The organism is Aeromicrobium camelliae, assembly GCF_003850045.1.
GTDB classification, from domain to species: Bacteria; Actinomycetota; Actinomycetes; order Propionibacteriales; family Nocardioidaceae; genus Aeromicrobium; species Aeromicrobium camelliae.
The window spans coordinates 1-24,190 of record NZ_RQJX01000023.1; the positions used below are offsets into that span (position 1 = coordinate 1).

Annotated in this window: 26 protein-coding genes; 11 read left to right on the top strand and 15 right to left on the bottom strand. The window is 68.9% G+C overall.

Features of this window, described 5'->3' with window-relative positions:
- Window positions 1-930, top strand: a 930-nt coding sequence (locus EHW97_RS15595; protein ID WP_208002058.1) for a DUF3644 domain-containing protein, incomplete at its 5' end; no start/stop codon positions are given.
- Window positions 931-934: 4 nt separating this feature from the next.
- Here EHW97_RS15595 and EHW97_RS15400 read toward each other — a convergent pair.
- Entirely contained in the window at window positions 935-1,093 is a 159-nt protein-coding gene (locus EHW97_RS15400; protein WP_166367519.1) for a hypothetical protein, read from the bottom strand.
- Window positions 1,094-1,871: 778 nt separating this feature from the next.
- Window positions 1,872-2,495 carry a hypothetical protein gene (locus EHW97_RS13910; RefSeq protein WP_124237779.1) on the bottom strand — a complete coding sequence of 208 codons (624 nt, stop codon included), beginning with the start codon at window positions 2,493-2,495 and terminating at the stop codon, window positions 1,872-1,874.
- A 170-nt stretch (window positions 2,496-2,665) separates the two neighbouring features.
- Here EHW97_RS13910 and EHW97_RS13915 point away from each other — a divergent pair, with 170 nt between their 5' ends.
- The gene (locus tag EHW97_RS13915) at window positions 2,666-3,016 is read left to right on the top strand and encodes a DUF2200 domain-containing protein (RefSeq protein WP_124237780.1); all 351 of its coding nucleotides are present in this window, start codon (window positions 2,666-2,668) and stop codon (window positions 3,014-3,016) included.
- A gap of 89 nt (window positions 3,017-3,105) precedes the next feature.
- Here the strand turns inward: EHW97_RS13915 and EHW97_RS13920 are convergent, their stop codons facing one another.
- Complete coding sequence (locus EHW97_RS13920; RefSeq protein WP_243696462.1) at window positions 3,106-3,750, bottom strand: M15 family metallopeptidase; 645 nt, start codon at window positions 3,748-3,750, stop codon at window positions 3,106-3,108.
- An 86-nt stretch (window positions 3,751-3,836) separates the two neighbouring features.
- Here EHW97_RS13920 and EHW97_RS13925 point away from each other — a divergent pair, with 86 nt between their 5' ends.
- From EHW97_RS13925 to EHW97_RS15600, 4 genes are all read left to right on the top strand, one after another.
- The gene (locus EHW97_RS13925) at window positions 3,837-4,532 is read left to right on the top strand and encodes a response regulator transcription factor (RefSeq protein WP_124237781.1); all 696 of its coding nucleotides are present in this window, start codon (window positions 3,837-3,839) and stop codon (window positions 4,530-4,532) included.
- Complete coding sequence (locus EHW97_RS13930) at window positions 4,525-5,604, top strand: sensor histidine kinase (RefSeq protein WP_124237782.1); 1,080 nt, start codon at window positions 4,525-4,527, stop codon at window positions 5,602-5,604. Before EHW97_RS13925 ends, EHW97_RS13930 begins: the two co-directional genes overlap by 8 nt.
- Window positions 5,605-5,703: 99 nt before the next feature.
- Complete coding sequence (locus tag EHW97_RS15835; RefSeq protein WP_243696463.1) at window positions 5,704-6,339, top strand: GntT/GntP/DsdX family permease; 636 nt, start codon at window positions 5,704-5,706, stop codon at window positions 6,337-6,339.
- Between the two features lie 4 nt (window positions 6,340-6,343).
- On the top strand, window positions 6,344-7,147 hold the full coding sequence (locus EHW97_RS15600; RefSeq protein ID WP_279432322.1) for a GntT/GntP/DsdX family permease: 804 nt from the start codon (window positions 6,344-6,346) through the stop codon (window positions 7,145-7,147).
- Window positions 7,148-7,277: 130 nt separating this feature from the next.
- Here the strand turns inward: EHW97_RS15600 and EHW97_RS13940 are convergent, their stop codons facing one another.
- Window positions 7,278-7,901: a hypothetical protein gene (locus tag EHW97_RS13940; RefSeq protein WP_208002060.1), complete on the bottom strand. Its 624-nt coding sequence runs from the start codon at window positions 7,899-7,901 to the stop codon at window positions 7,278-7,280.
- 157 nt (window positions 7,902-8,058) lie between these two features.
- Here EHW97_RS13940 and EHW97_RS13945 point away from each other — a divergent pair, with 157 nt between their 5' ends.
- The 4 genes from EHW97_RS13945 (at window position 8,059) to EHW97_RS13960 (ending at window position 11,760) form a co-directional block, all read left to right on the top strand.
- Window positions 8,059-9,255 carry a sensor histidine kinase gene (locus EHW97_RS13945; protein WP_166367520.1) on the top strand — a complete coding sequence of 399 codons (1,197 nt, stop codon included), beginning with the start codon at window positions 8,059-8,061 and terminating at the stop codon, window positions 9,253-9,255.
- On the top strand, window positions 9,248-9,898 hold the full coding sequence (locus EHW97_RS13950) for a response regulator (RefSeq protein ID WP_208002061.1): 651 nt from the start codon (window positions 9,248-9,250) through the stop codon (window positions 9,896-9,898). The genes EHW97_RS13945 and EHW97_RS13950 overlap by 8 nt, the downstream gene beginning before the upstream one ends.
- A gap of 32 nt (window positions 9,899-9,930) precedes the next feature.
- Window positions 9,931-10,473, top strand: coding sequence for a GNAT family N-acetyltransferase (locus EHW97_RS13955; protein ID WP_124237784.1), 543 nt, complete (start codon window positions 9,931-9,933; stop codon window positions 10,471-10,473).
- A gap of 93 nt (window positions 10,474-10,566) precedes the next feature.
- Window positions 10,567-11,760, top strand: a complete 1,194-nt coding sequence (locus EHW97_RS13960) for a cation:proton antiporter (protein WP_124237785.1) — start codon at window positions 10,567-10,569, stop codon at window positions 11,758-11,760.
- On the opposite strand, the gene EHW97_RS13965 is transcribed toward EHW97_RS13960, so the two are convergent.
- Window positions 11,757-12,194 (bottom strand): peptidase S9, encoded by a 438-nt coding sequence (locus EHW97_RS13965; protein WP_124237786.1) that lies wholly within the window; start codon window positions 12,192-12,194, stop codon window positions 11,757-11,759. The genes EHW97_RS13960 and EHW97_RS13965 overlap by 4 nt on opposite strands.
- Window positions 12,195-12,311: 117 nt before the next feature.
- Here EHW97_RS13965 and EHW97_RS13970 point away from each other — a divergent pair, with 117 nt between their 5' ends.
- The gene (locus EHW97_RS13970) at window positions 12,312-12,974 is read left to right on the top strand and encodes a UdgX family uracil-DNA binding protein (protein WP_124237787.1); all 663 of its coding nucleotides are present in this window, start codon (window positions 12,312-12,314) and stop codon (window positions 12,972-12,974) included.
- On the opposite strand, the gene EHW97_RS13975 is transcribed toward EHW97_RS13970, so the two are convergent.
- The 10 genes from EHW97_RS13975 to EHW97_RS14020 all read right to left on the bottom strand — a co-directional run bounded on the left by EHW97_RS13975 (window position 12,971) and on the right by EHW97_RS14020 (window position 23,938).
- The gene (locus EHW97_RS13975) at window positions 12,971-13,564 is read right to left on the bottom strand and encodes a hypothetical protein (protein WP_124237788.1); all 594 of its coding nucleotides are present in this window, start codon (window positions 13,562-13,564) and stop codon (window positions 12,971-12,973) included. The genes EHW97_RS13970 and EHW97_RS13975 overlap by 4 nt on opposite strands.
- 9 nt (window positions 13,565-13,573) lie before the next feature.
- Window positions 13,574-14,719 carry a zinc-dependent alcohol dehydrogenase gene (locus EHW97_RS13980; RefSeq protein WP_124237813.1) on the bottom strand — a complete coding sequence of 382 codons (1,146 nt, stop codon included), beginning with the start codon at window positions 14,717-14,719 and terminating at the stop codon, window positions 13,574-13,576.
- 5 nt (window positions 14,720-14,724) lie between these two features.
- Window positions 14,725-15,132 carry an SPW repeat domain-containing protein gene (locus tag EHW97_RS13985; RefSeq protein ID WP_124237789.1) on the bottom strand — a complete coding sequence of 136 codons (408 nt, stop codon included), beginning with the start codon at window positions 15,130-15,132 and terminating at the stop codon, window positions 14,725-14,727.
- A 40-nt stretch (window positions 15,133-15,172) separates the two neighbouring features.
- Window positions 15,173-15,715: a DUF2231 domain-containing protein gene (locus EHW97_RS13990; RefSeq protein ID WP_341770296.1), complete on the bottom strand. Its 543-nt coding sequence runs from the start codon at window positions 15,713-15,715 to the stop codon at window positions 15,173-15,175.
- 108 nt (window positions 15,716-15,823) lie between these two features.
- Window positions 15,824-17,461 carry a RecQ family ATP-dependent DNA helicase gene (locus EHW97_RS13995; RefSeq protein WP_124237791.1) on the bottom strand — a complete coding sequence of 546 codons (1,638 nt, stop codon included), beginning with the start codon at window positions 17,459-17,461 and terminating at the stop codon, window positions 15,824-15,826.
- A 78-nt stretch (window positions 17,462-17,539) separates the two neighbouring features.
- Window positions 17,540-18,235, bottom strand: coding sequence for a hypothetical protein (locus EHW97_RS14000; RefSeq protein WP_208002062.1), 696 nt, complete (start codon window positions 18,233-18,235; stop codon window positions 17,540-17,542).
- Window positions 18,236-18,330: 95 nt separating this feature from the next.
- Window positions 18,331-19,755: a polysaccharide deacetylase family protein gene (locus EHW97_RS14005; protein WP_124237793.1), complete on the bottom strand. Its 1,425-nt coding sequence runs from the start codon at window positions 19,753-19,755 to the stop codon at window positions 18,331-18,333.
- Window positions 19,756-19,770: 15 nt separating this feature from the next.
- Window positions 19,771-21,579, bottom strand: a complete 1,809-nt coding sequence (glmS, locus tag EHW97_RS14010) for a glutamine--fructose-6-phosphate transaminase (isomerizing) (RefSeq protein ID WP_124237794.1) — start codon at window positions 21,577-21,579, stop codon at window positions 19,771-19,773.
- The gene (locus tag EHW97_RS14015) at window positions 21,579-22,592 is read right to left on the bottom strand and encodes an NAD-dependent epimerase/dehydratase family protein (RefSeq protein WP_208002063.1); all 1,014 of its coding nucleotides are present in this window, start codon (window positions 22,590-22,592) and stop codon (window positions 21,579-21,581) included. Before EHW97_RS14015 ends, glmS begins: the two co-directional genes overlap by 1 nt.
- Window positions 22,589-23,938: a nucleotide sugar dehydrogenase gene (locus EHW97_RS14020; protein ID WP_124237796.1), complete on the bottom strand. Its 1,350-nt coding sequence runs from the start codon at window positions 23,936-23,938 to the stop codon at window positions 22,589-22,591. Before EHW97_RS14020 ends, EHW97_RS14015 begins: the two co-directional genes overlap by 4 nt.
- Between the last annotated feature and the right edge of the window lie 252 nt (window positions 23,939-24,190).

The window sequence follows — 24,190 nt, forward strand, 5'->3', positions numbered from 1 at the left end:
TCGGTCGGGTACTTGCTGGGTCGTGCCATGAGAGTGATCCTTCCAATGAATCAGCTCTCCGGACACGCCGGGACGGTTCACAAGGCGACACTGCGGCAGAAGAACCGCTCGATCTTCTACCCGAAGCACCGCGGCGAGCGGTACCGCTCGGTTGGGCTCGACGACGCGCTGGGGAGAGTCGCCGCAAACAAGCTCTGGCCCTCGGGCATCGATGGTCCCGCGGTGACTGCCAACGTCAAGGCGCTGGCGGAGTACCGTGACCGGGCGATCCATCTATACAACGCCCAGGGGCTGGGCGCGGTAATCTACCCGTTCTTGCAGCAGAACGTCCTGAACTACCGGGACTTCATGCTTGCGAAGTTCAAAAAGGATCTGGCCGACTCGATGACCTGGCAGCTGCTGCCGCTCGGCGCGACGGCGCCGGCCGACGCCGTGCAGTTCATGAAGGTCGACAAGAACGCCACGATGGTTGCCGAGGTGCAGGAGTTCATCGATGAGCTGCGACACCTCATGGACGACGTCGAGGCCGCTGGCAGTGACATGGCGCGTGTGGCAACGGTCTACGACATAAACATGCAGTCCGTGAAGAAGATGACCAGCGCCGACCTCGTCGTCGCGGTATCGCCGACTGCGGACGGCCAAGTCGTGGTGCGGAAGACCGACCCGAACCAGACGCACCCGTACAGTGCAACGGCGTTGCTGGCGAAGGTCAACGAGAAGCGCACCGGGCGGAAGATTACGACCTACGACCATCAGGCGATCTGCTGGAAGGAGTCGCTGCGCGAGGACACGAAGTATGCCTGGAAGCACAGCAACGGCGCGTCGCACGTCTGGTCAGGAGACGCCGTCAGCCACCTAGCTTCGCTGACCGATCGTCAGTACGACGAACTGCGCGCTGCGTACCGTGAGCACTTGCGCACGCAAGCCTAGAACGTCAGCGCTCCCGTCCATGTGGGCCGCGGGTCTTGATGCCGCGGCGCAGAATCATCGTGCGGATGGTGCGGGCGCTGAAGCCGACCCGTTCACCGACCCGAGCAAGCGACAGACCTGATGCGTAGAGACGCACTGCTTCGTCGACCTGCCCCTCGCTCATGCCACGTGGGCGGCGCTCGACCTCGGCGCGGTTGAGATGTTCGATGACAGTGACCTTGTCGACCGAGAGAGCTTGGGCGATGTCGATGACGCGCTCTCCAGACCGGTATCTGTTGACGATCTCCTGCCTGGTTCGCGCTGGGAGCTTGCGGTGGCCCCGTGGCGAAGGCGGACGGGGCGGAAGTGGCTGCCCCGCAGAGGCGCGTGCCTCCGCTATCAGACCATCAACTTGACGAGTCGTCTCGTTTTGATTGCAGTAAGTCCGTAGGAGCCCCACCCGAGAATCGAAAAATGCCCCCCGGATGGCGGGGCATTTTTTGTCGCGGAGGGGTTACCTGGGCGCTGCACATGGGCCCCTCGCCTCTGGATCGCCGTGGCGGAAACTCGTCCTCCCGCGCCTTGACCGGTGGGAGGCGTCCCGCGTGATCGGGCTGACCTGATGCCCGTGGTCGTCTCCTAGTGTCGCGATCCAGCCGAAATCCATGAGCACACGTGGCCCGAGGACCTCGGAGTGCTCCACGGCGGCCTGGCGAAGGTCGGTCACGGTCCGGTTGGGAACGACGCGATTGCCCCGCATTCCTTGACTGTTCATGGGCACGTGCGGCGGGGCACCGCGGGACGGTGGTCGGCGTCCCGTTCTTCGGCCCCTTCGGCACGGCACAGGGTGACGGGACGCTTTTGCCTGGTTCCGGCGCCGAGGTCGGCGTCAAGACGTTCTCGGCCTGCTGGGCCGTACCGCCACCGGGCGATGAGCGTGATCTCCCGTTCCGGGGGTTCGCCTACGTCGCGTTCAGCAGCGCTCGTTCGAGCCGGGTCGCGACGTCGTCGCCGAGCGCCATCCGGTACAGCGCCGCCTCCGGATCGCTCTCGAACGGCTCTCCGACGAGCACCTGCCCGCCACCGAATCCGACGAGGTAGCGACGATCGCTTCCTGACGCCAGGATCTGCTTGGCGTTCTGCAGCACTGGTCCCAGCGCCGGCATGACCAGGTCCTCGGTCCCTGGCTGCACCCACACCGCCGTCGTCGTGCCGAACGGCCGGCGCACCGCGGTGAGCCCCTCGGCCCACGGCAACGGGTAGATGGAGGCATGCAACCCGTGCCGCTCGAGCAGTATGAAGCCGAACGGAAGCTCGGCGTGGGTCGACAGGCCCGAGATCCTCCCGAAGGAGATCTGGGCGCGGACCTCGGCCCGCAGGAGGGGGAGCGGACGATCGTGCGCGAAGGCGTCGCGGGTTCCATAGCGGCCGCGCATCTCGCCGACGACGGTCACCGTCTGGTCGCGCTCACCGGGCCCTCGCCACGACAGTTGGCCGAACAGGTCGGGCTCGATCGTGCGCTGCTCCTCGTAGCTCCAGCCGTTCCTTCGGGCCCAGTCACGCCGTTGATCGGAGAAACTGGCCATCGAGCCTCCACGGTGAGTCGGTCGGGCAACCTCGCTGTCCCGCGCGGCCTGGCACCCCGCCCGGCGTGACGGAGCATATCGTCCGCCGCAACGGGTTCGGGACCACTGTCGGCTGTGACAATCTGGACCCCAGGGCCGCCTCCGCGGCCGCCGAGACCAGGAGCAGCGCCATGGCCCAGCATCGGATCTTCACGACGAGCGTCGCGAGCGTCTACCCCCACTACGTCACGAAGGCGGAGAGGAAGGGGCGCACGAAGGACGAGGTCGACGAGATCATCCGCTGGTTGACCGGGTACCGGCAGGAGGAGCTCGACGCGCAACTGGAGCAGGCGACGGACTTCGAGACCTTCTTCGCCCAAGCCCCGCGACCCAACCCCTCGCGCACTCTCATCAAGGGCGTCGTGTGCGGCGTGCGGGTGGAGGATGTCGAGGAGCCGACCATGCGCGAGATCCGGTACCTGGACAAGCTGGTCGACGAACTCGCCAAGGGCAAACCGATGGAGAAGATCCTGCGCGGATGATGCTGCGGTCTGCCGCACGACGACGCCACAGCATGCTCATGACAGGGCCGAGGCGACGGTGCCCCGGTGTCGATGGTTGCGCTCGTTCCTCACTGCTGCATCCTCGGATCCTGCGTCGGGTTGGCGTACATGACCGGGCAGCCTCGGTCGGCGGCCTCAGGTCGCAGTTCGTAGTGCCAGGGCTCATTGCCGTAGATCTGGCACAAGCCGTACTCGGCGCCGTACTGCGACAGCCACGTGGTCGCGTCGTACCCGCCGATGTCGACAGCGGTTCCGAGGACATGCGGAGACGTGCCGGCCGTAGCCACCCATCGGGCGGCTTCCGCTTCCGACCCGTACACCGCGATCGCGTCCGTGAGCAGCTGATCCTGGTACTCAGGTGAGCGCCATCCACTGTTGACGTGGAGTTCGATGCCGGAGACCCGGGCGTTGCGGGCGGCCTCCCGGAGAGCCTCGAGCAGGTCCCGATCCAACCTGCTGATGCCGGGGTATGCGTCGTCGAACACGGTCACACCGTCAGGAAGGACGCCGTCGGCCTCCGTGACCATGCCATCGGCCTCAACGTGCGCGGCGCCGTGGTCTGGAGAAAGGACGTCGTCGTTCCACGAGGAAACCTGCGACGATGCGGCCCGGTCGGCAATGGTCCCGATCATCGCCGCGGCGAGCATGATCAGCCCGACGATCGCCGGAGTGAGACGTCGGCGGGTGTTCAGCGGTTCTGCAGCGCGAGTCATGTGGCCAGTCAAGGCAGCACGCTGTTGCCGCGCCGTAGGCAGATTTCGATACACGGACGATATGCGCCGGCTCCTAGCATGGAGCCATGCGTGTGCTGGTCGTCGAGGATGAGCCGTACATGGCCGAGGCGATCCGCGACGGTTTGCGCCTCGAGGCGATCGCGGCGGACATCGCCGGCGACGGTTCTGCCGCGCTGGAGATGCTCAGCGTCAACGCCTACGACATCGCTGTGCTCGACCGCGACATCCCGGGCCCCTCGGGTGACGAGGTCGCCAGCCACATCGTGGCGTCAGGGAGCGGCATGCCGATCCTCATGCTCACCGCCGCCGACCGGCTCGACGACAAGGCGTCCGGGTTCGAGCTGGGCGCCGACGACTACCTCACCAAGCCGTTCGAGCTGCAAGAACTCGTGCTCCGGCTCCGAGCGCTCGACCGACGACGCGGCCATAACAGGCCGCCCGTGCGTGAGCTCGCGGGACTGCGCGTCGACCCCTTCCGGCGGGAGGTCTATCGCGACGGGCGTTACGTGCCACTCACGCGCAAGCAGTTCGCCGTGCTGGAGGTGCTCGTCAGCGCCGAGGGCGGCGTCATCAGCGCCGAGGAGCTGCTCGAGCGTGCGTGGGACGAGAACGCCGACCCGTTCACGAACGCGGTTCGCATCACGGTGTCGGCCCTGCGCAAGCGTCTGGGGGAACCGTGGATCATCGCGACGGTCCCCGGCGTCGGTTATCGCATCGAGACCGTTCCCGGGCCCCGGGATGGAGACGCCGATCGTGGATAGGCGGCCCGGTCTGAGCGTCCGCGTCAAGCTCGCCCTGAGCTACGCCGGATTCCTGATGGTCGCCGGATCGCTGCTGCTGGCGGCCGTCTGGGTGTTCCTGCTGCGGTATGTCCCGGAGGTGATCCAGGGGCCGGGTCCGTTCATCCCCAACCGCTCCGATCTGCAACGCGCGTTCGTGCCACGGGCCGCCGTCGTCATGGCCTTCCTCCTGGCGTTCGGACTGGTCGGGGGGTGGGTACTTGCTCGGCGGATGCTCGCGCCGCTCGACCGGATCACCAAGGCCACCCGGCTCGCCGCGAACGGATCGCTGTCCCATCGCATCGAGCTGGGCGGCCGTTCCGACGAGTTTCGTGAACTCGCCGACGCCTTCGACACCATGCTCGCGCGGTTGGAAGCACAGGTCGCGGAGCAACAGCGATTCGCGGCGAACGCCTCACACGAACTGCGCACGCCGCTCGCGATCACGCAGACTCTTCTCGAGGTGGCCGTCAAAGACCCGAACCGCGACGTCGCCGCACTCCTCGACGTTCTTCAGACGGTCAACGGCCGGGCGATCGACCTCACGGAGGCCCTGCTGCTGCTCAGTCGCAGCGACCAGCGGGCGTTCCGCCGTGAGCAGGTTGATCTGTCCCTGGTGGCCGAGGACGCCGCCGAGACTCTCCTCCCGGTCGCGGAAGAACGCGGGGTCGCCATCGAGACGTCCGGAGAGATCGCCTCGACCGAGGGTTCGCCCACCCTCCTCCTGCAGATGACGACGAATCTGCTGCACAACGCGATCGTGCACAATCTGGCTCACCAGGGCATGGTTCAGGTCACCACTCGACTGGAGGGGAGCACGGTGGAGCTCACGGTCGAGAACACCGGGGAGCAGCTCACTCCGCAGGTGCTCTCGACCCTCACCGAGCCTTTCCAGCGAGGCACCGAGCGCATCCGTCAGGACCACCCCGGCGTCGGACTCGGGCTGGCGATCGTGAACAGCATCGTGCAGGCCCACGACGGGGCACTCGCTCTCGCGCCCCGACCGGGTGGAGGTCTTCGCGTCACGGTACGGCTTCCCGCGTCGCGGCAGTGAGCGCGTCGGGACGCCGACGCCGGTCCTGAAGCGGCGACCGGCAGGGACCGGGCCGGAATCGGCATGCGGATGTCGCCCGCAGGTGCTTAGGCTCGTGCAATGGACGTTCTCCACGCAGCCATCGCCATCGTCGCCGCGATCGTGTTGATCGTCCGGTTCCGGGTCGACCCCGTCATCTCGTTGATCATCTCCTCGCTGTACCTCGGCCTGGCGGCGGGGGTGGGGCTGATGGAGACGCTGGAGGCGATCACCGGCGGCTTCGGCGAGATCATGACGGAGGTCGGCCTCCTCATCGGGTTCGGCGTACTGATCGGAGCGCTGTTGCAGGCCACCGGCACGTTCGCCGACGTGGTCGCGTTGATCGCCCGTCGCGTCGGTCGGCGCCTCCCGTACGCCATGACGGCGGCGTTGTCCACGATCTTCCCGTCCATCTACGTGGACGTTCAGGTCGTCCTCGCCTCGCCCATCGCCAGGGAGGCGGCCCCCGTCGTGGACCGCAAGCGGGGACTTCCGTGGCTCGCCGGCGCGATCGGGGTGGGCATCTTCGCCGGGTACGTCTTCGTGGTCCCCCGGGCTCGCGGCCGTCTCCATCGTCGGGCTCCTGGACCTGTCGATGGGCCAGTATCTGCTGCTGGGCGCCCCGATCGGGCTGGCCACCGCTCTCGTCACCACGCTGATCTTCGCGCTGTGTCTGCGCGCCGGCCTGTGGAACGCCGACAAGGACATCGATCCTGACGAAATCGAGCATCCCGACCATCCGGAGCACGGTGATGGTGCCACCGGAGCGGCGTTCGCCCCGGACCGTGCGCACGGCGCAGCCACCGGTTCCGCCGCGGCGCCGGCCACCGCGGACGCGGACAGCACCTCCGGGCCACGGTCCAGCAACCAGTTGCCCCTGCTCGTGCGGCTGCTTCCCATCCTGGTCCCGCTGGTGCTGATCGCCTCGGCCGCGTTCATCGACCTGGCCGGTGACGCGCCGACGGTGGTCACGTTTCTGGGCGACGCCAATGTCGCGCTGTTCATCGGTCTGCTGATCGCCTTCGTCATGGTCCGGTACAGCCTCGGCGGGGACGCGACGGAGAATGCCGTCTCGTCGGGCCTTCGTACCACCGGCGAGATCCTGCTCATCACCGGCATCGGCGGCTCGCTCGGCGCCGTGATCGGGGCGACCACGGTGGAGGACAGCCTCGTCGACCTTTTCAACGCCTCCCCGGGAAGCGCGGTGGCGTTCACCGTCCTCCTGGCGTGGCTGATCGCTGCCGTGCTGCATCTGGCCATCGGCTCGGTCTCGGTCGGCGCCATCGCGGCCGCGGGCATCATCGCGCCGGTGGTCGGATCGGCCGGGGTCGACCCGGTTGTCGTCGGCCTGGCGATCGCCTCGGGTGCGATGTTCGCCGTGCACGTCAACAGCAACTTCTTCTGGATGTTCAAGGCTCTGCTCGGGTTGTCCACCCAGGGGGCGCTGAAAACGCTCACCGTGGTGACCTCGATCGGCGCCCTCGTGTCGCTGCCGCCCGTGCTGCTCCTGGCGTTCATCGTCTAGCTGGACGATCCCGAGCGAGCGCCGCGCTCAGTCGTCCTTGCGGAGGTCATAGATGACGAGGCCGAGGAGCGCAGCGAGGAGGACGAGCCCGAAGGCGCCGACCTCGATGCTCCACGGGCCGATGCCCACGTCAGTGCTCACGAACGGCATGAACCCTCCGTTCCGGGTCGGGTTCGTTCGACGGGGAGGCGCGGAACAGGCTGGCGTAGACGGGCCCCGTGACGAACCACACGATGTTGATGAGGGTCAAGCGGGCCACCCAGGACCAGAGTTCGTCGGTGCTCCACAGCTCCTCCATCGATGACGGCACGCTCCAGCCCGAGAACGCCTTCATCGTGAGCAGTGCCACGACCGCGACCGCCCAGGCTACGAGGGCTCTCGACCAGTCGCGCCACTCGTGGCGAACTCGCGCGGGCCCGCTTCGGGGCACCTTGGGAGCGCGCGGTGCCCCGGCGAAGCGGAACGCGAACCAGCCGTCGGCCTTGCTGATGACGTAGTGCCCGAACCCGACGCTGAACCCCAGGTAGACGGCCGCGAGGCCATGCGCGGTCGTCGGCGTGTTCCCGTGGGACAGATCCAGTGCCACGAACGCGATCAACGCGAGATCCACCACCGGCACGCCGACCAGCAGCACGGTGCTGACGCGACGCCAGCGCAAGAGGTAGCGCGCCGACAATCCCGCTGCCAGGACGATCCAGAAGGCAACCTCGGCGGCGACGATCGCCGCGACGATCCATGACGTGTCGGATTCCATGCCTCCACTCTCGTCAGGACGCCGCCACCACGTCATCGGCCGAACGACCGGACTTTCGAGCACAGTCGTACGCCAGACGGCGTACGCCGATGGGCGGTTGTCGGCTCCCGTGGCGGGCGGATGTAATGGTGGCGGTCCACGAGGACGGGAGGACGAGATGACGAGGTGGATCGTGCGGGGCCGGGACGCCTGGGTCAGCGTCGGCTACCTGCTCGTCGCCGTCGCGTTCGCCTGCGTGCCTGGTACCGGAATCCAGTGGCGAGCCGGTGACCCGGCGCGCACGCTGTGGGTCGGCGTCGCCACGGCGGTGGTTCTCGCTGCGTTGCACCTGTGCCGACGGGCCGCCCCGGGAACGGCCACGCTGGCCGGTGCGGTGGTCCTCGCGATCGAGGCCGTCCTCACCGGCACCACGTCGGTGGGCGGCATCCTGATCCAGTCCGACCTGCTCTACGCGCACGTGACCGCTCGCTCGACGCCGCGGAGCCAACGGTGGCTTCCCGGTCTGGCCGCCGGATGCCTCGCGCTCGCAGTCGCCGGGCTGCTCCTGGCCGATGCGCTTCCCACAGCGGTCCTCAAGGTCACGATGCTGCTGTTGGCCCTGGGCGTCACGCTGTGGTGGGGCGTCACAGTGCGAATTCCGTTGGCGCGTGCGGCACATCAGCGCGAACGCGCTGACCTCATCGCCAGAGCCGCTCGTGCCCGCGAACGCGAGGCGGTCACCGCCGAGCGTCTGCAGATCAGCAGGGAACTGCACGACGCGATCTGCGGCCACCTCTCCGCTATCGCGATGCAGTCGGCTGCCGCCACCGCGCGGCCCCCTGAGGCCCATACAGCCGGGGACCTGCAGGAGCGGCTCGTCGGGATCCGGAAGCTGAGTCTTGCCGCGCTGGAGGACATGCGCATCATGATCGATGTCCTGCGCGCCGACGACGCGCTTGCCGCCGCCCTGCCACGTGATTGGGCGCAGGTCGACACCGTCATCGCGCAGGCCGTCGCCGGCGGTACCCCCGTCACGGTGACCGGCCGCGACCTGCGCGACCTCGCTTTCGCGCCGGACGCAGGGACGGGCGCTTATCACGTCATACGGGAGGGGCTCGTGAACGCCGGGAAACACGCCCCCGGGAAACCGGTGACCATCGCCGTCACGGAGTCCGACGAGGAGGTGCAGCTCGAGCTCGCCAACGAGTACGACCGAGCCGGTGGCACCGGAACGGGCACGGGTTACGGGCTCATCGGCCTGGCCGAACGCGTTCGCTGGTGTGGCGGCACGCTGACGTCTGGCCCCGAGGAGGGACGCTGGCTCCTGCGCGCCCGGTTTCCGCGCGTTCGGCAGGAGGAGCGTGTCGGTGCCTAGCGTGCTCATCGTCGACGATCATGCTGCCGTGCGCGCCGGGGTCAAGGCGATGCTCGAGCTCGACGAGCGGATCGATGTCGTCGGGGAGGCCGCCAACGGGCGGGAGGGGCTCGAACTCGTCGGGGTTCTGCGACCGGACGTGCTCATGCTCGACCTCCAACTCCCCGACCTCGACGGGACGGAAGTCTGCCAGCAGGTCACCGAGACCACGGGCACCCGGGTACTCATCCTGACCGCATTCGGCATCGACGCGAACGTCATCGCCGCTCTGGACGCCGGTGCCTCGGGGTTCCTCACGAAAGCAGCGGACCCGCAGGAGATGAGCGTCGCGATCCACGCCGTCGCCCAGGGCGACGCCTACCTCACGCCGACGGTGACGCGGCACGTCGTCGAGCGGGCCACGAGCCGCGGAAGCGCCCCATCGGACCGCGCCGGCGAGCCGGTGGCCGACGCCGGGCTCACTGCGCGTGAGCACGAGATCTGGAGGCTCATGGGGGAGGGGATGACCAACAAGCAGATCGCCGAGGTGCTGACCATTTCCCCCGCGACAGTCAAGACACACGTCTCGCGGGTGCTGCAGAAACTCGGGGTGGCGACGCGCACGCACGCCGCTGTGCTGGCTCGCGATGCCGGCCCCCGCTGAATACGTCGCGCACCGCTGGGCAGAATGAGGTCATGGCTCGCGCGACGACCCCGGCTACCCGCCGTGACGGGTCGCGCGTGACGATCCGGCCGATGGAGGCGTCTGACTGGCCGGCGGTGGAAACGATCTACGCCGAGGGGATCGCCAGCGGCAACGCCACCTTCGAGTCGGCACCGCCCAGCTGGGAGCGGTTCGACGCGAGCAGGATCGCCGCCGGTCGGCTCGTCGCCGAACTCGACGACACGGTCGTCGGCTGGGTCGCGGCCTCGCTCGTCTCGCCCCGAGAGGTGTATCGGGGCGTGGTGGAACACTCCATCTACGTCGCCGGCGAGACTCAGGGGCACGGTGTCGGCCGCGCGCTCCTCGACGCGTTCATCGAGGCGACGGAGGCAGCAGGCATCTGGACGATTCAATCGGTGATCTTCCCCGAGAACACGGCCTCGTGGCACCTGCATGAGAGGGCGGGCTTCCGCGTCGTCGGCACGCGGGAGCGGATCGCGCAGATGACGTACGGCTCGCGCGCAGGGCAGTGGCGCGACACCGTTCTCATCGAGCGACGCAGTTCGCTTCCGTGAGGTCGGCCCGGTGGAGGACGGCTGTCGCTATCCTCATGCTCGATCGCTCACAGCCGGCACCAGCCCGCTCCTCGTCGACAGAAAGGTCCGACCATGGATGACGGGCACCTCACCGCCGAACTCGTCTCGCTGACGTGGATCGCGGCCGCCGCCGTCGTCTCACCGCTGTTGGCGTCGCTCACGCGCAAGAAGGTCCCGGACGTCGTGTGGTTGCTCGTGCTCGGGATCCTCATCGGTCCGCACGTGCTCGACATCGCCCACGTGAGTGACGGTGTCGCGCTGGTGCGGGAGATCGGATTGGGGCTGCTGTTCCTGCTGGCCGGATTGGAGCTGAACCCCGACTCTCTGCGGGATCGGCGCGGGCGGCGCGCGATCGTCACCTGGCTCATCTGCTTCGCTCTCGCGCTGGCCGGCGGCTATCTCCTCGTGAGCGGCGAGGACCTCCGTCTCGCCGCCGTGCTCGCGATCGCCCTCACGTCGACCGCGCTCGGGACACTGCTGCCGATCGGCAAAGAATCGGTCGGCACCGCCAGCGCGCTGGGCCGCGCCGTCATGACGCACGGCGCGATCGGGGAACTCGGTCCGGTGATCGCGATGTCCTTGCTCCTCTCAACGCGGAGCCCACTCGGCGCGGGCCTGATCCTCATCGCCTTCGCGGTCGTGGCGATCGCGATCGTGCTCGTTCCCGCGCACCTCGTCCGCCGCGTGTCGGGGGCGCATCACGCGATGGTCGCCGGGGTCCACTCCACGAGCCAGACCCTGCTCCGGTTCGCCATGCTCGTGCTGATCGCGCTGATGGCGGTCTCGGCCCTGTTCGAGCTCGACGTCGTGCTCGGTGCCTTCGTCGCCGGGATGCTGCTGCGCCAGCTCCTGCCGCACGACGACCGCACGTTGCTCGACAAGGTCGAAGTCGCCGGATTCAGCCTGCTGATCCCGGTCTTCTTCGTGACCAGCGGAATGGCGATCGACATCGCGGAGGTGGGTGAGCACCTCGGATTGCTGCTGGGCATCGTCGGCGTCATCGCCCTCGTCCGGGGCATGCCGGTGTGGTTGCGCGAGCGCTTCGACCGCCACGGATCGGCGTTCGAGACCCATCGCGATCAGCTCGCGCTCGGCCTGTATTCGGCGACGGGACTGCCGATGATCGTCGCCGTCACCGAAGTCGCCCGCCGCACGGACCTCATCGACAGCACGACCGCGTCGGTGCTGGTCGCGGCGGGCGCGGTCACCGTGCTGGCGTTCCCGCTCATCGCGAACCTCGTGCGAACTGGTGAGCGAGTCGGTTAACGGCGCTCGTCCGGTGTCGGGATCAGTGAGAGCACGGTCGTCAGTGCCCCGTAGAAGACCGCCGCGCGGGTGTGGGGGAGGCGGGCGCCGGCTGCTGCGCGGGCCTCGCCACGGCGGAAGACCCACCGTTCGGCGCCGACGGTGAGAGCGACCGAACCGGCCAGGAACGCCGTCGCCCCACCGGCGAGCGCCAGCTTGCGCGACCTGGGCAGCGACTGGATCTCGGCACGGCGCGACCGGCTGTCGGTGGGGTCGTCCGACCGGGGGCTGAGCGCGTCGGGAAGGGACGCGGCTGTGACGACGGCGGCGAGCGCGATCTTCGTCAGTCCTCGGCGTCGTCGTGAGGCGATGAAGTCCGGCGTCGCGTAGTAGGCGGAGGTGGCAGCGCCAGCGAGCAATGCGCGGGCCGTGCGAGAGGTGGCTGGTGACGTCATGCCTCTCATTGTTCCCGACGGCGCCTGGCGGCCGAGCTGCGCAAAGGTCGGGCGTTGAGCGAGGACCGGGGGATCGTCGTATCGTCGCGGAGCAGACGAGACGACGAGGAGGCCGGTGTGAGCGTGGAGCGTCCCGGTGCGCAGCAGTGGGTTCCCGACGACCCCGACGTCGACGGCATTCGCGCCGCCGCACCGGACTGCCGTGGGTGCGAACTGTGGGCGGACGCAACGCAGGTCGTGGTGTCCGCGGGCCCGCCGGATGCCGACGTGATGTTGGTCGGCGAGCAGCCGGGCGACCAGGAGGACCGCGACGGCGAACCGTTCGTCGGACCCGCCGGCCGTCTGCTCGGCGAGGCGATCGAGGCGGCCGGCATCGACCGTGACCGGGTGTACGTGACGAACGCCGTGAAGCACTTCCGGTTCCAGGAGCGCGGGAAGCGCCGGCTGCACAAGAAACCCGCGATCGCCCACATCAAGGCGTGCTGGCCGTGGCTCGAGGCCGAACTCGCCGCGGTGAGACCGGCGGTGGTGGTGGCGATGGGCGCGACCGCCGGGCGCGCGGTGCTGGGTCGCGACGTCAAGGTCGGCGAGGAGCGTGGACAGGTGCTGTCCGAGGACCCGGCGGTCCTCGTCACCGCCCATCCGTCCTCCGTGATCCGCCTGCGGGGACGCAAGGGGTACGACGAGGCCTTCGATGCGCTGGTCGCTGATCTCGGTGCGGGCGCTCTCCTGGCCGGTCGTCGAGATCGGCGACGTGGGCCGCAGCAGGACGACGCTTAAACGTCCGGGGCATCGGCACGCCGAGTCCGCCGGCGCCGGGCGCGGCGTGCCGCGGCCACGAGCACGCCTGCGCCCGCGATCCAGGGCCCGCCGACGATGATCGGGTCGAGCCACTGGTGGTTCACGTCCGCGCGGTTGCGCCCCCACCGGGATGTCAGACCGTGTCCGCTCAGCTCGGCGCGCACCCCCGTCTCGGTGATGGGGTTATCCGGACGGCTCGTCAGGAACGAGCGCAGGTGGCTTTCCCACGCATCGACGCGGTCGGCCCCGAGCAGCAGGAGCCAGTGCGCGGCCCGGCCCTCGCTGTACGTGCGGTACGCATGCTTGCGGATGACTCCCGACAGCCCCTTCGGCGGGCTGCTGGTGCCGAAGACGGGGGTGAGCTGCGCGTGTTCGATCGAGCGTTCGCGGGGCCACCGTTCCTCCTGTCGCTCGGGAAAGTGCCAGTGAGCGCCGGTCTCCTCGGGAGCGAAGCGTTCCTTCGGGACGGCCGGTCGATCGGCGGGATCGAGGTCGGCTCCCCAGCCGGGGATGCGGGCACGCAACTCCTCCGAGCTCGGGGTCGGGGGCTTCTCCGGGGTGTAGGGCATCGTCACTCCTCAGGCGTTCGGCACGATGACCGGCTTGATGCAGTCGTCGAGTTTGGCGGAGAACAGGTGGTACCCCTCCGCGATGTGCTCGAGTGGAATCCGGTGGGTGATGACCTCGCGCGGGCGCAGGTATCCATTCCGGATGTGGTCCAGGAGCCGGGGCCACTGCCGCTTGACCGGACACTGGTTCATCCGCAGGGTGAGTCCCTTGTTCATGGCGTCACCGAATTTCACTGCGCTGAACATCGGTCCGTACGCGCCCATGACCGAGACGGTGCCGCCCTTCCGCACTCCGTCGATCGCCCAGTTGAGCGCGATCGGCGAGCCGCCCTGCAGCTTGAACTTGGCTGAGGTCACGTGTTGGAGGAAGTTGCCGTCGGCCTCCGCGCCGACGGCGTCGATGACGACGTCCGCGCCCAGACGGTCGGTCGTCTTCTTCAGCGTCACGACGACGTCGTCCTGCTCGGCGAAGTTGATGATCTCCGCATGGGCGAACGTCCGCGCCTTCTCGAGCCGATAATCGAGATGGTCGACGACGATGACGCGCCCCGCCCCCATGAGCCAGGAGGACGCTGCCGCGAACAGGCCGACCGGGCCGGCACCCAGCACGACCACCGTGTCGCCCTCGCGGATGTCGCCGAGCTGCGCGCCGAAGTACCCGGTTGCGAGCGCATCGGTCATCAGCAGCGCATCGTCCTCGTCGAGCCAGTCGGGGATGACGCTTGGACCCACGTCCGCGAACGGCACACGAACGTACTCCGCTTGTCCGCCGTCGTAACCGCCGCAGGTGTGCGAATAGCCGTAGATGCCTCCGACGGCGGTCGCGTTGGGGTTGACGTTGTGGCAGTTGGAGTACAGGCCGCGGGCGCAGAAGTAGCAGGAGCCGCAGTAGACGTTGAACGGCACCATCACCCGGTCACCGGGCTGGAGGTTCCGCACCGACGGACCGACCTCGTCGACCACGCCGATGAACTCGTGACCGAAGGTCATGCCGACTCGCGTGTCCGGCATCATCCCGTGATACAGGTGCAGGTCGGAGCCGCAGATGGCGGCCCGGGTCACCCGGACGATCGCGTCGTTGGGGTGCTCGATGCGGGGCTTGTCCTTCTCCTCGACGCGGACCTTGTACGGGCCGCGGTAGACCATGGCGCGCATCGAGCTCACGCTGCCGATCCGGGTCGGCGTCCGGTCGACGTCCGCTTCGCGGCCGTCGGATCGTCGGAGGGGTCGGTGAGGAAGGCGTAGCCGGCTACCAGGATGCCGACGACGAGGTGCGGGACCCACGCGTTGGCGTCCAGATCGGCGAACCCGAACGCCCACGGCGAGATCGCGAGGACGAACCCGGTGGTGATCTCGATGATGATGTGGATGCGCATGGGCACGACCTTGGCCGGGCTGGACGGGCTGGTCGTCGTCAACTCGTTCGCGAGAAGGAACAATCCGATGACGACTGCGGTCCACGTCGGGGCCGACGCGTCGCTGAATCCGAAGATCCAGGGAGCGGCGACGAGAACGACGCCGACCACGAGCCCGATGTAGGTGTGGATCCTGCTGGGAATGACGTGCATGGAGGTGCTCCTTGCGGGGTCGGGCGGATGGTGCAGGGCGCTACTGCTGGGCGGGGTCCTCGTCTCCGAAGGCGGGATGCCAGGTCGAGACTTTGCGGACCTCCGTGAGGTGCCCCCCGAGGTAGCCACCGACACCGGCCGCGAGCCCGCCGGCCAGGGCGTAGAGGACGCCGCGCGTGTGATGCCCGCGCCGCCGGGCGAGGAAGGATCCGGCGAAGCACGTCAGCGAGGCGCTGTTGGCGGCCGCGTGGACGATGCCGACGCGTTGCTCACGCTTGCCGGTGACCGCCCATTCGGCCACACCGGTGGTAGCGGTCGGGACGGCGGCGAGAATCCCGAGTCCGATGAGACGCCGAGCGGCAGGCCGGGCCGGCCTGCCGCCGAGGAGATCGAGGACGATGGCCGACGTCCACATGCCGAGCGGAAGGTCGGTCATGAGCGGATGGATGCCGTGGCCGATCCGGGTGCCGTGCAGCAGTTCGCGGCGCGTGGGGGAGGCGATCAGCCGGTCCGCGACGGCACCGAGCCGCGCGACGTACGGGTCGAGCCCGGCGTCCTCCTCCAGCTTCTGGGTCCATCGCACCAACCGTGGAACCCTCGCGTGGTGAGTCATGGTGTGCCCCTTCCTCGCGGGTTGTGTGATGAGGAGGACGTACCCCGAACGGCCAGGAGTGAACACCTGGGCTGACGCTCAGCGTTGCTCGAGCAGATCGTCCTCCTCGATCGCCTCACGGGAGAGCACCTTGTAACCCTCGCTCTCGAAGAAGACCGTGATGCGGTCGTCCTCGGTGCTCATCACCACCCCCTCACCCCACTCGACGTGCTGGACGCGGGTCTGGACGGGGAACGGGTCATCGGCGACAGGCTCGGCGGCCTCGGCGGTACCCGCATCGCAGGTGTCGCAGTTGCCGCAGGGTTCGTCCAGCGATTCGCCGAAATAGCGCAGGAGGTACTGCCGACGACACCCGGTCGTGTCGGCGTACCCGCGCATCATCTCCAGTCGCGACTCGTCGATGCGCTCGCGCATCGCCGACTGCTCCTCGGCGCGTTCGACCGCGTCGGCCGGCGAGCCGGCGAACTGCGGCGACAATCGGATACGGGTCCGGACGCGCTCGACCACCACCGCGTCGTGCAGCAGGCCGAGGTGCCCGCTCAGCTTGCGCGGACTGACATCCAGTCGGCGCGCGAGTTCGGCGTTGGAGACCGGCGAATCGGCAGCCTCGAGCGCGGAGACGATGGCGCGCACCAACTCCGCATCGGGGTGGCGGGCCGCGAAGAAGCGACGGATCCCGAGGTCCTCCTGCCGATAGTGCAGTTCCACGAGCGCCGGCTCGCCGTCGCGTCCCGCCCGGCCGGCCTCCTGGTAGTAGCTGTCGAGGGACTCCGTGATCGCGGCGTGCACGACGAACCGGACGTTCGGTTTGTCGATGCCCATCCCGAACGCGCTGGTCGCCGCCACGACGTCGAGCTCGTCATCGAGGAAGGCTTCGTGGACGCGGCGTCGTTCCGCGGCACGCAGCCCCGCGTGATACGCGGCCGCGCGAAGTCCGCGATCGGTCAGCGCTTCCGCATACTCCTCGGCCGCTCGACGGGTCGCGACGTAGACGAGGCCGGGTTTGCGCAGTTCGGCCACCTGGTCGAGTACGGCCTCGCGCTTGCGGTCCTCCGACTCGTGACGGTTCACGCCCAGCCACAGATTCGGGCGGTCGAAGCCACGGGTGATGATGCGCGCGTCGCGCATGGCCAGCCGTTCCACGATCTCCTCGCGAACCGGCGGCGCTCCGGTCGCGGTGAGGGCGAGCGTGACGGGATGGCCGAGCCGCTCGATGACGGCTCCGAGTCGGAGGTAGTCCGGGCGGAAATCGTGGCCCCAGGCCGACACGCAGTGCGCTTCGTCCACGACGAACAGCGAGACCGTCTGCTCACGAAGACGGTCCACCACGTCGGGTTTCGCCAGCTGCTCGGGCGAGAGGAAGATGAACTCGGACTCTCCGACAGCCAATGAGCTCCAGGCGTCCTCGTTGCGACCCTCGCTTTGTGCCGAGTTGATCGCGACCGCCTCCGGGGCGTTCGGCGCGTCCTCGAGGCCGGCCAGCTGGTCGGCTTGCAACGCGATCAGCGGCGACACGACGACCGTCACGCCGTCGACGAGCATCCCCGCCACCTGGTAGATCGCCGACTTCCCGTAGGCGGTGGGCATCACGCACAAGACGTCGGTGCCGGCCGCGAGGGCCGAGATCGCGTCCTCCTGCCCGCCGCGAAGTTCCTCCCAGCCGAACGCCTCGGCGGCCAGGCCGCGGGCGCGGGCGATGGTGTCGTGAGGGGGCATGCTGTCCTTCCCGAGAGTGCCTCTGCAGCCTAGGACGCGCAGCTCCAGTCGGCGCGCTGAACGATTCCCCTGCCCTGCCTAGTGCACCCAGGGGTCGTCGTCGACGATGCGCGTCCACGGTCCCTCCGGAACGTCCTCGGCCTCGACGAACCGCCAGTCGACGCGGGAGATCAACTGGTCGAGCCCGGCGAGGTCGAGACACCCGTTGAGCGCGGGCGAGACGTCCATGCCCGCGCCGCGGAACTTGCGGTTGGCGGGCCGGCGGTCGTCGACACCGAAGACGTACGCCGCGTCGTCGTACACGCCCGGGCCTGCGTCCGCGATCTGCCCGTAACAGGTGCGTCCGGCGTGCCGGATCTCGACCCAGCGGTTCTTCATCAGACTGAACGCGCGGCTCTCCACCTGCTCGGCGTAGCCGGGATCGTTGGCCCACGGGATCACCTCACCGCGCATCTCAAAGGCCCGGTCGTTGTTGACATCGTCGAACGGCAGGTCCAGATAGAACGGGTTCATGCGCGGTTCCATGTGGCGCGGCCACCAGCCGTCCTCCTCGTACCGCTGCTCGGTGTGGCACTCCTGCCCGATCCACACGCCGTCGCACCCGCCGTACCGCTCGATCCACTGAGAGTCGTAGGCGGAGACGCGCTGAGACCCGTCCGGGGCGTGCGGGTTGAGCACCTCCCCGACCCAGAACGTGGCGGCCAGGATGTCCGTGTGCCACGGGTACGTCCGAGGACGTTCCGACGGGCTCGCGAACGTTCCAGGCGGTGCCATCCCCTCACCTCCTTCGGGGCGCGGGAGTGCCGAGCAGCTCAACGGCACGATCAGGAGGAGGAGCGCTGCGACGTACCCCTGCGCCCGGTGGACGTTCAATCGCCCGCGGCCGGTTGGCCCTGCGGTTCGATGGCGGGCCCGACCTCCGGAGACACCGCGGGTGTCTCCGCCGCCGCAGCGGCGGCCTCGGGCGCGGCCTCGGCGTCGTACATCTCGACATCATCGGTCACCAGCGTGCCGTTACTGAAGAGGTTGAGTCCGAAGCTGATTCCGTTCATGCCCTCGGGGATCTCCGGGGTCGTCCAGACCGCCTGCTGGAAGGTAGCCGATGCTCCGAACCACGGACTCGACGTCCAGTAGTGCCAGCGTCCGGAGGTGTCGCGCAGGTAGACCGCGAACTGCGTCACCGTGCTGGAGGTGTACCAACTGCGCAGCGAGTACTGCCGGCCCTCGCCGACGGTGGGTGAACAGTCGCCGAGATCGAACGAGGGCAGCCACTTCGCGTCGCCGTCGACGTAGTCGGACATGCGCACCCGGGCGCCGATGGAGCCTCCGCGCCCCTCGGCGACCGCGTCGTGGAGCGGAGTGTTGGTGCCGTAGCCGCCCCGCATCCAGCATCGCGGTGTGCCGTCCGGCCCGACCTCCTCCTGGCCGGGGTTCACCACGGCATTCTGTCCCGGCTCCGTCACCGCCGGCGGTGGTGCCTCCACGACAGGTTTCACCGGACCGCCGATCGCATCGCCAACCGTTCTGACGACGGTCCCGTTGTCGCGGCGTTGCTGGAGCCAGGCGAGGAACTGCTCGAGCGTCTGTGGCGCCACGGCGATGTCGCACCCCGAGGCGCACACGTTGTGGAAGGTGAGTTGCGCCCAGCCGCCGCGGCGTTCGGCTCGGGTGACGACACCCTTGAGATCGTCGAGCGTCCAGCCGGTCTCGACCTGCGGCGGTGCCTTGGTGAGGTACGGATCGGCGGGCGGCAGCGACTCGGCATTGCGGCAGGAGCGGCACCGCTCGAGGTCGAGCCCGCCGAGGCCTCGTCCGCTGGAGTAGCCGCAGTTGGCCACCGCGTCCTTCGCCGTGCCGTTCACCCGAGCGAAGGGGTAGGCGAAGCTGCGGACGTCGAAGCCCCAGGCCGTGAGCTGCGCCCGGTCGTGACAGACCTGTCGCGCCGCTTCCTCCGGCGAGATGGCGGTGAGGTCGGCGTGCGTCACGGTGTGGCCGCCGATCTCGTGACCCGCCGCCGCGATCTGCTCGAGGTCCTGGCGCGTCAGATGACCCGGTGCCCCCACATACCCGGAGGGGACGAAGAACGTCCCGTGCATGTCGTACTCGTTCAGCAACGCGACGGCGTCGGCCTGATTGGCGTTGGCGTCGTCGAAGGTGAGGCTGACGATCGTTCGGGGTGCCGCGTCGGCAGGCTTGGCGTCAGGGCCTAGACCCACGAGCACCGCTCCAGTGCCCGCGGCGGCGATCGCGGCGGCGATGACCACCGACACTCGTCCTCGAGTTCTTGTGATCATGGTCCTCAGGGCTCCCTATTCGACGGTGACGGATTTGGCGAGGTTGCGTGGTTTGTCGACGTCGCGGCCCAAGGCGACCGCGAGTTCGCGCGCCAGAACTTGAAGCCCGACGACGGATTCGAGCGGCCCGAGCCAGTCCACGCCGCGGGCCAGGCCGTGCGCGTTCGTGGAGGTGCGGGCGGGGATCGTGGCCTGCTCGGGTCCGATGCTGAGGACGCGTGCCCCGCGGGCGCGAACCTCTTCGATGGTGGCGGCAAGACGGTCGCTGCCGTCGTCGACCACGATGACGGGCGTCCCGTGCTCGATGAGTGCGAGAGGGCCGTGCTTGAGTTCGCCGGCAGCGTGGCTCTCGGCCCAGCGGTACGTCAGCTCTTTGAGCTTGAGCGCGCCCTCATCGGCGAAAACGCGGCCCGGTCCGCGTCCGAGGAAGACGAACCCGGGGGAGTCGACCAACGCCGGGACGAGATCGGGCACACTCCCGCGGGCGGCGCCGATGGCGTAGGCCATCAGGTCCGCGACACTCTCCAGCTGGGTGACCAGCCGGTGGATGTCCGAACGGTCGAGGACGCCCCCGGCCGCCAGCATCGAGAGCACGACGGCGGTCCCCCCGACGACCTGCGCCGTGAAGGTCTTCGTGGCCGCGACCCCGATCTCCGGCCCTGCCCGGCAGATCATGACCGCCTGCGCCCGCCGAGCGAGCGCCGAATGGGGGTTGTTCGTCAGCGCGAGTATCGGATGGGAGCGGCCGTGTAAGGCGTCCACGGCGCGCAGCACGTCGGCGGTCTCGCCGGACTGGCTCAGGACGACGGCAAGGCTTCCGGGGACCGTCGTCGTCGCGGCCACCTCACTCGCCTCGATCGACGTGAAGGGGATGCCGCCGAGCCGCGCGGCCACCTGTGCGACGGCGCGTCCGGCGTGGAGCGACGTCCCGCATCCGACGATCGTGAGATGGCGCGGCATCGCCAGCCCGAACGGTGACCACAGCTTGCGGCCGATCGACGGCCCCCAGGTCGCCATGAAATCCGCGACGACCTCGGGCTGCTGCTCGATCTCCTTCGCCATGAAGTCCGGGTGGAGACCGCGAGTGAGGTCGGTGCCGCGCAACGTCGAGGCCACCGAGGACGGCGGCTCGACGAGCACACCCTCGCGCCACCACGGGAGACCGGGGGCGAGTTGCAGCACGTCGCCGTCCTCCACGATGCGGTACCGGTCGACCCAGGGGGCGATGGCGGCCAGGTCGCTGGCCGCGAACACTCCCTGCTCGGATTCTGCGACGACGAGCGGCGAGCCGTGGCACGTGACCACGAGCTCGCCGCTCGCGGAATCGAGAACGGCGAGCGCCCACGCACCACGCAGGCACTGAACCGCCGCCTCGACCGCCGCCCGCAGCGACGTCTGCGTAAGGCATCGCTCGATCAGGTGGGCGACGAGTTCGCTGTCGGTCTGGGACGTCAGCGTGTGTCCCGCGCCCGTCAGCTCGGCGCGCAGCTCGAGGACGTTGTCGATGACGCCGTTGTGCACGACGGCGACGCGCCCCGAGCAGTCGGTGTGCGGGTGGGCGTTGTCGACGCTCACCTCGCCATGGGTCGCCCACCGGGTGTGCGCGACCCCTGCGGTGGCGCTCAGGCCGGGGCTCCACCGGTCGAGTCGGCGCTGCAGATCGTCGACGCGGAACGTCGTCCGCAATACGGCCGACCGTGGGTCTCCGGTGACGCTGACCGCCATGCCGGCCGAGTCGTAACCCCGGTACTCGAGCCGGCTGAGGGCGTCGAGGAGAAGGCGTCCCGCACCGGGCGTCCCGGTGCAGGCGACGATCCCGCACATCAGACTCGCCCCGCGGGCGTGAGCGGCCGGCCGGTGATGTGCTCCGCCACCCGGAGGATCATCGTGTCGATGCTCGTCGTGGGGCGGTAACCGACCAGGTCGCCGGCGAGCGTGTTGTCTGGAACGCGCCGACGCATGTCCTCGTACCCGGGAGCGTACGCCTCCGCGTAATCGACGAGCTTCACCGGGCTGTCCGACCCGAGCACGGAGCCGATCCGCAGCGCGAGGTCGAGGATCGACACCTCTTCGGCGCCCCCCAGGTTGACCGCACACCCGAGGGCGGCCGACGTCTGCGACAGCGCGATGAGTGCCGGGATGACGTCGCCGACGTAGGAGAAGCAGCGCGTCTGCCGCCCGTCCCCGTACACCGTCATCGGTTCTCCGGCGAGTGCCTGGCGCACCAGCCGGGGGAGGACCATCCCGTACCGGCCCTTCTGGCGCGGCCCGACGGTGTTGAAGAGGCGGACGATGGTGACGGGGAACCCGTACGCCGACCAGTACGCGTGCGCGTAGGCCTCATCGATCCCCTTGGCCGCGGCGTACGTCCACCGCGACAGCAACGGCGAGCCGAGCACGCGGTCGGCGTCCTCGCTCAACCGGTCGGCCGTGTTCTTCCCGTAGACCTCGCTGGTCGAGACGAGCAGCATCGTGAGTCCGAGCTCGTGGGCGAGGTCGACCACGTTCTCGGTGCCGTGGATGTTCGTCCGCAAGCTCTGCAGGGGCTCGTCGATGATCACATGGACCCCGACCGCCGCCGCGAGATGGAAGACCCGGTCGGTCCCGGTCATCACCGAGCGCAGGAACGGGCGGTCCAGGATCGAGCCCTCGACGAACTCGAACGACGGGTGGTTCCACACGGAGGCCAGATTGGCCCGATCGCCGGTGGACAGGTCGTCGATGACGGTGACGGTGTCGCCACGATCGAGCAGCGCCTCGACCAGATGACTGCCGATGAACCCGGCGCCGCCGGTGACGACGCTGCGTCGCCCGGTGGGCACCGCTGCCGCGTTCACAGCGCCACTCGATTCGGGAGGGCGTGGGCGCCGTACGTGGCGTCGAGCACCAGCGTCGAGTCGGGAATCCAGGAGGTGTCGACTCCTGTATGCGCCGTGTGCAGGAGGACCAGATCCGGGGAGAAGGCCGTCGGGTCCTCCACCCTCAACAGGTCGACCCCGTTCGGAAGTGTGGCGATGGGAACGTAAGGATCAGCGAACGCCACCACCACTCCGGCCTCGATCAACCGTTGCAGGATCTCCAGCGCCGGCGACTCGCGGAGGTCGGCGACGTCGGGCTTGTACGTCACGCCCGAGACGAGCACCCGTGCGCCGGGCATCCCCATCCCATGCCGGGACAGGACGTCCCGGATGCGCTCGACCACCCGCGTCGGCCGCGCGGCGATCTGCTGCATGGCGGTGCTGATCATCGGGGCGTCCACCCGATCCCTCCGCAACTGCCACAACAGGTAGTGCGGGTCGCACGGGATGCAGTGGCCGCCGACACCCGGGCCGGGCCGGAACGGCATGAAACCGTACGGCTTGGTGGCGGCGGCGTCGATGACATCGGTCACTTCGAGTCCGAGGGATCCGCAGATGTCGGCGAACTCGTTGACCAGCGCGATGTTGACAGCACGAAAGGTGTTCTCGAGCAGTTTCGTCATCTCGGCCACGGCCAACGAGGGAACGGGGTGGACGCGTTCGGCGTAGGCGGCCAGGACCCGCTGCGCGGCGCTGGTGCACGACGGCGTCGCGCCGGCGACCACGCGGGGCACCTCCTCGGTGCGGACCGCGGCGCTGCCCGGATCGATGCGTTCGGCGCTGAACGCGACGTGGATGTCCTCGCCGGCGACGAGCCCGCGCCGCCGCAGCGGTCGTACCAGGAGGTCCTCCGTGCAGCCGACGTACGTCGTCGATGTCAGCATCAGCAGTTGGCCCGGGACCGTCTGCTCGACGAGCGTCTCGCAGGCCGAGCGCAACGGCGTGAGATCGGGGACGAGATGGCGGTCGACGGGAGTGGGGACGCAGACGATCACGGCGCGAGCTCGGCGGAGCTGCTCCGGGTCGTCGACGAGCTCGAACTGCGGGTCGTCCATCGCGCGATGCAGGCGTCGGTGATCGCTGGCCAGGAGATCGACATCGTGGCGCGCGATGGCCGAGCGACGCTGCGGCGAGATATCGAACGCGATGACGCGTTGTCCGGCATGGTGATACGCCAGGGCAGTCGGAAGGCCGACGTAGCCGAGTCCGACGATCGCCACGTCAGCGGTCGCGGCGGGGTCAGCGGCGCCAGGATGCTCGATGCGGCCGGCCGGGGTGGGCGCGGTTCGCTCAGGGCGAGGATCAGGCAGGTCGAGGGTGCTCATGGGGGACTCCCATCGTTGGGTCGATCGAGGTGGGTGGCGGCCGGCCGAGGACCGATCGGGAGTGGAACCGGACGCCGCCTGTTCGTCACCCTCATCGCCGCTGAGGGGAGGGGTCAACGGGATTTGCACAACAGTGCGGGGCGCCGCAATGGCACCGCAAAAAACCGCAATGGCAGCGAAAACGAGGTGCGGTCCATTTCGGTTCGCACATCGTCGCGGGGCGCGTAACCTGGCGGGCGCCCGGGTCGTCAC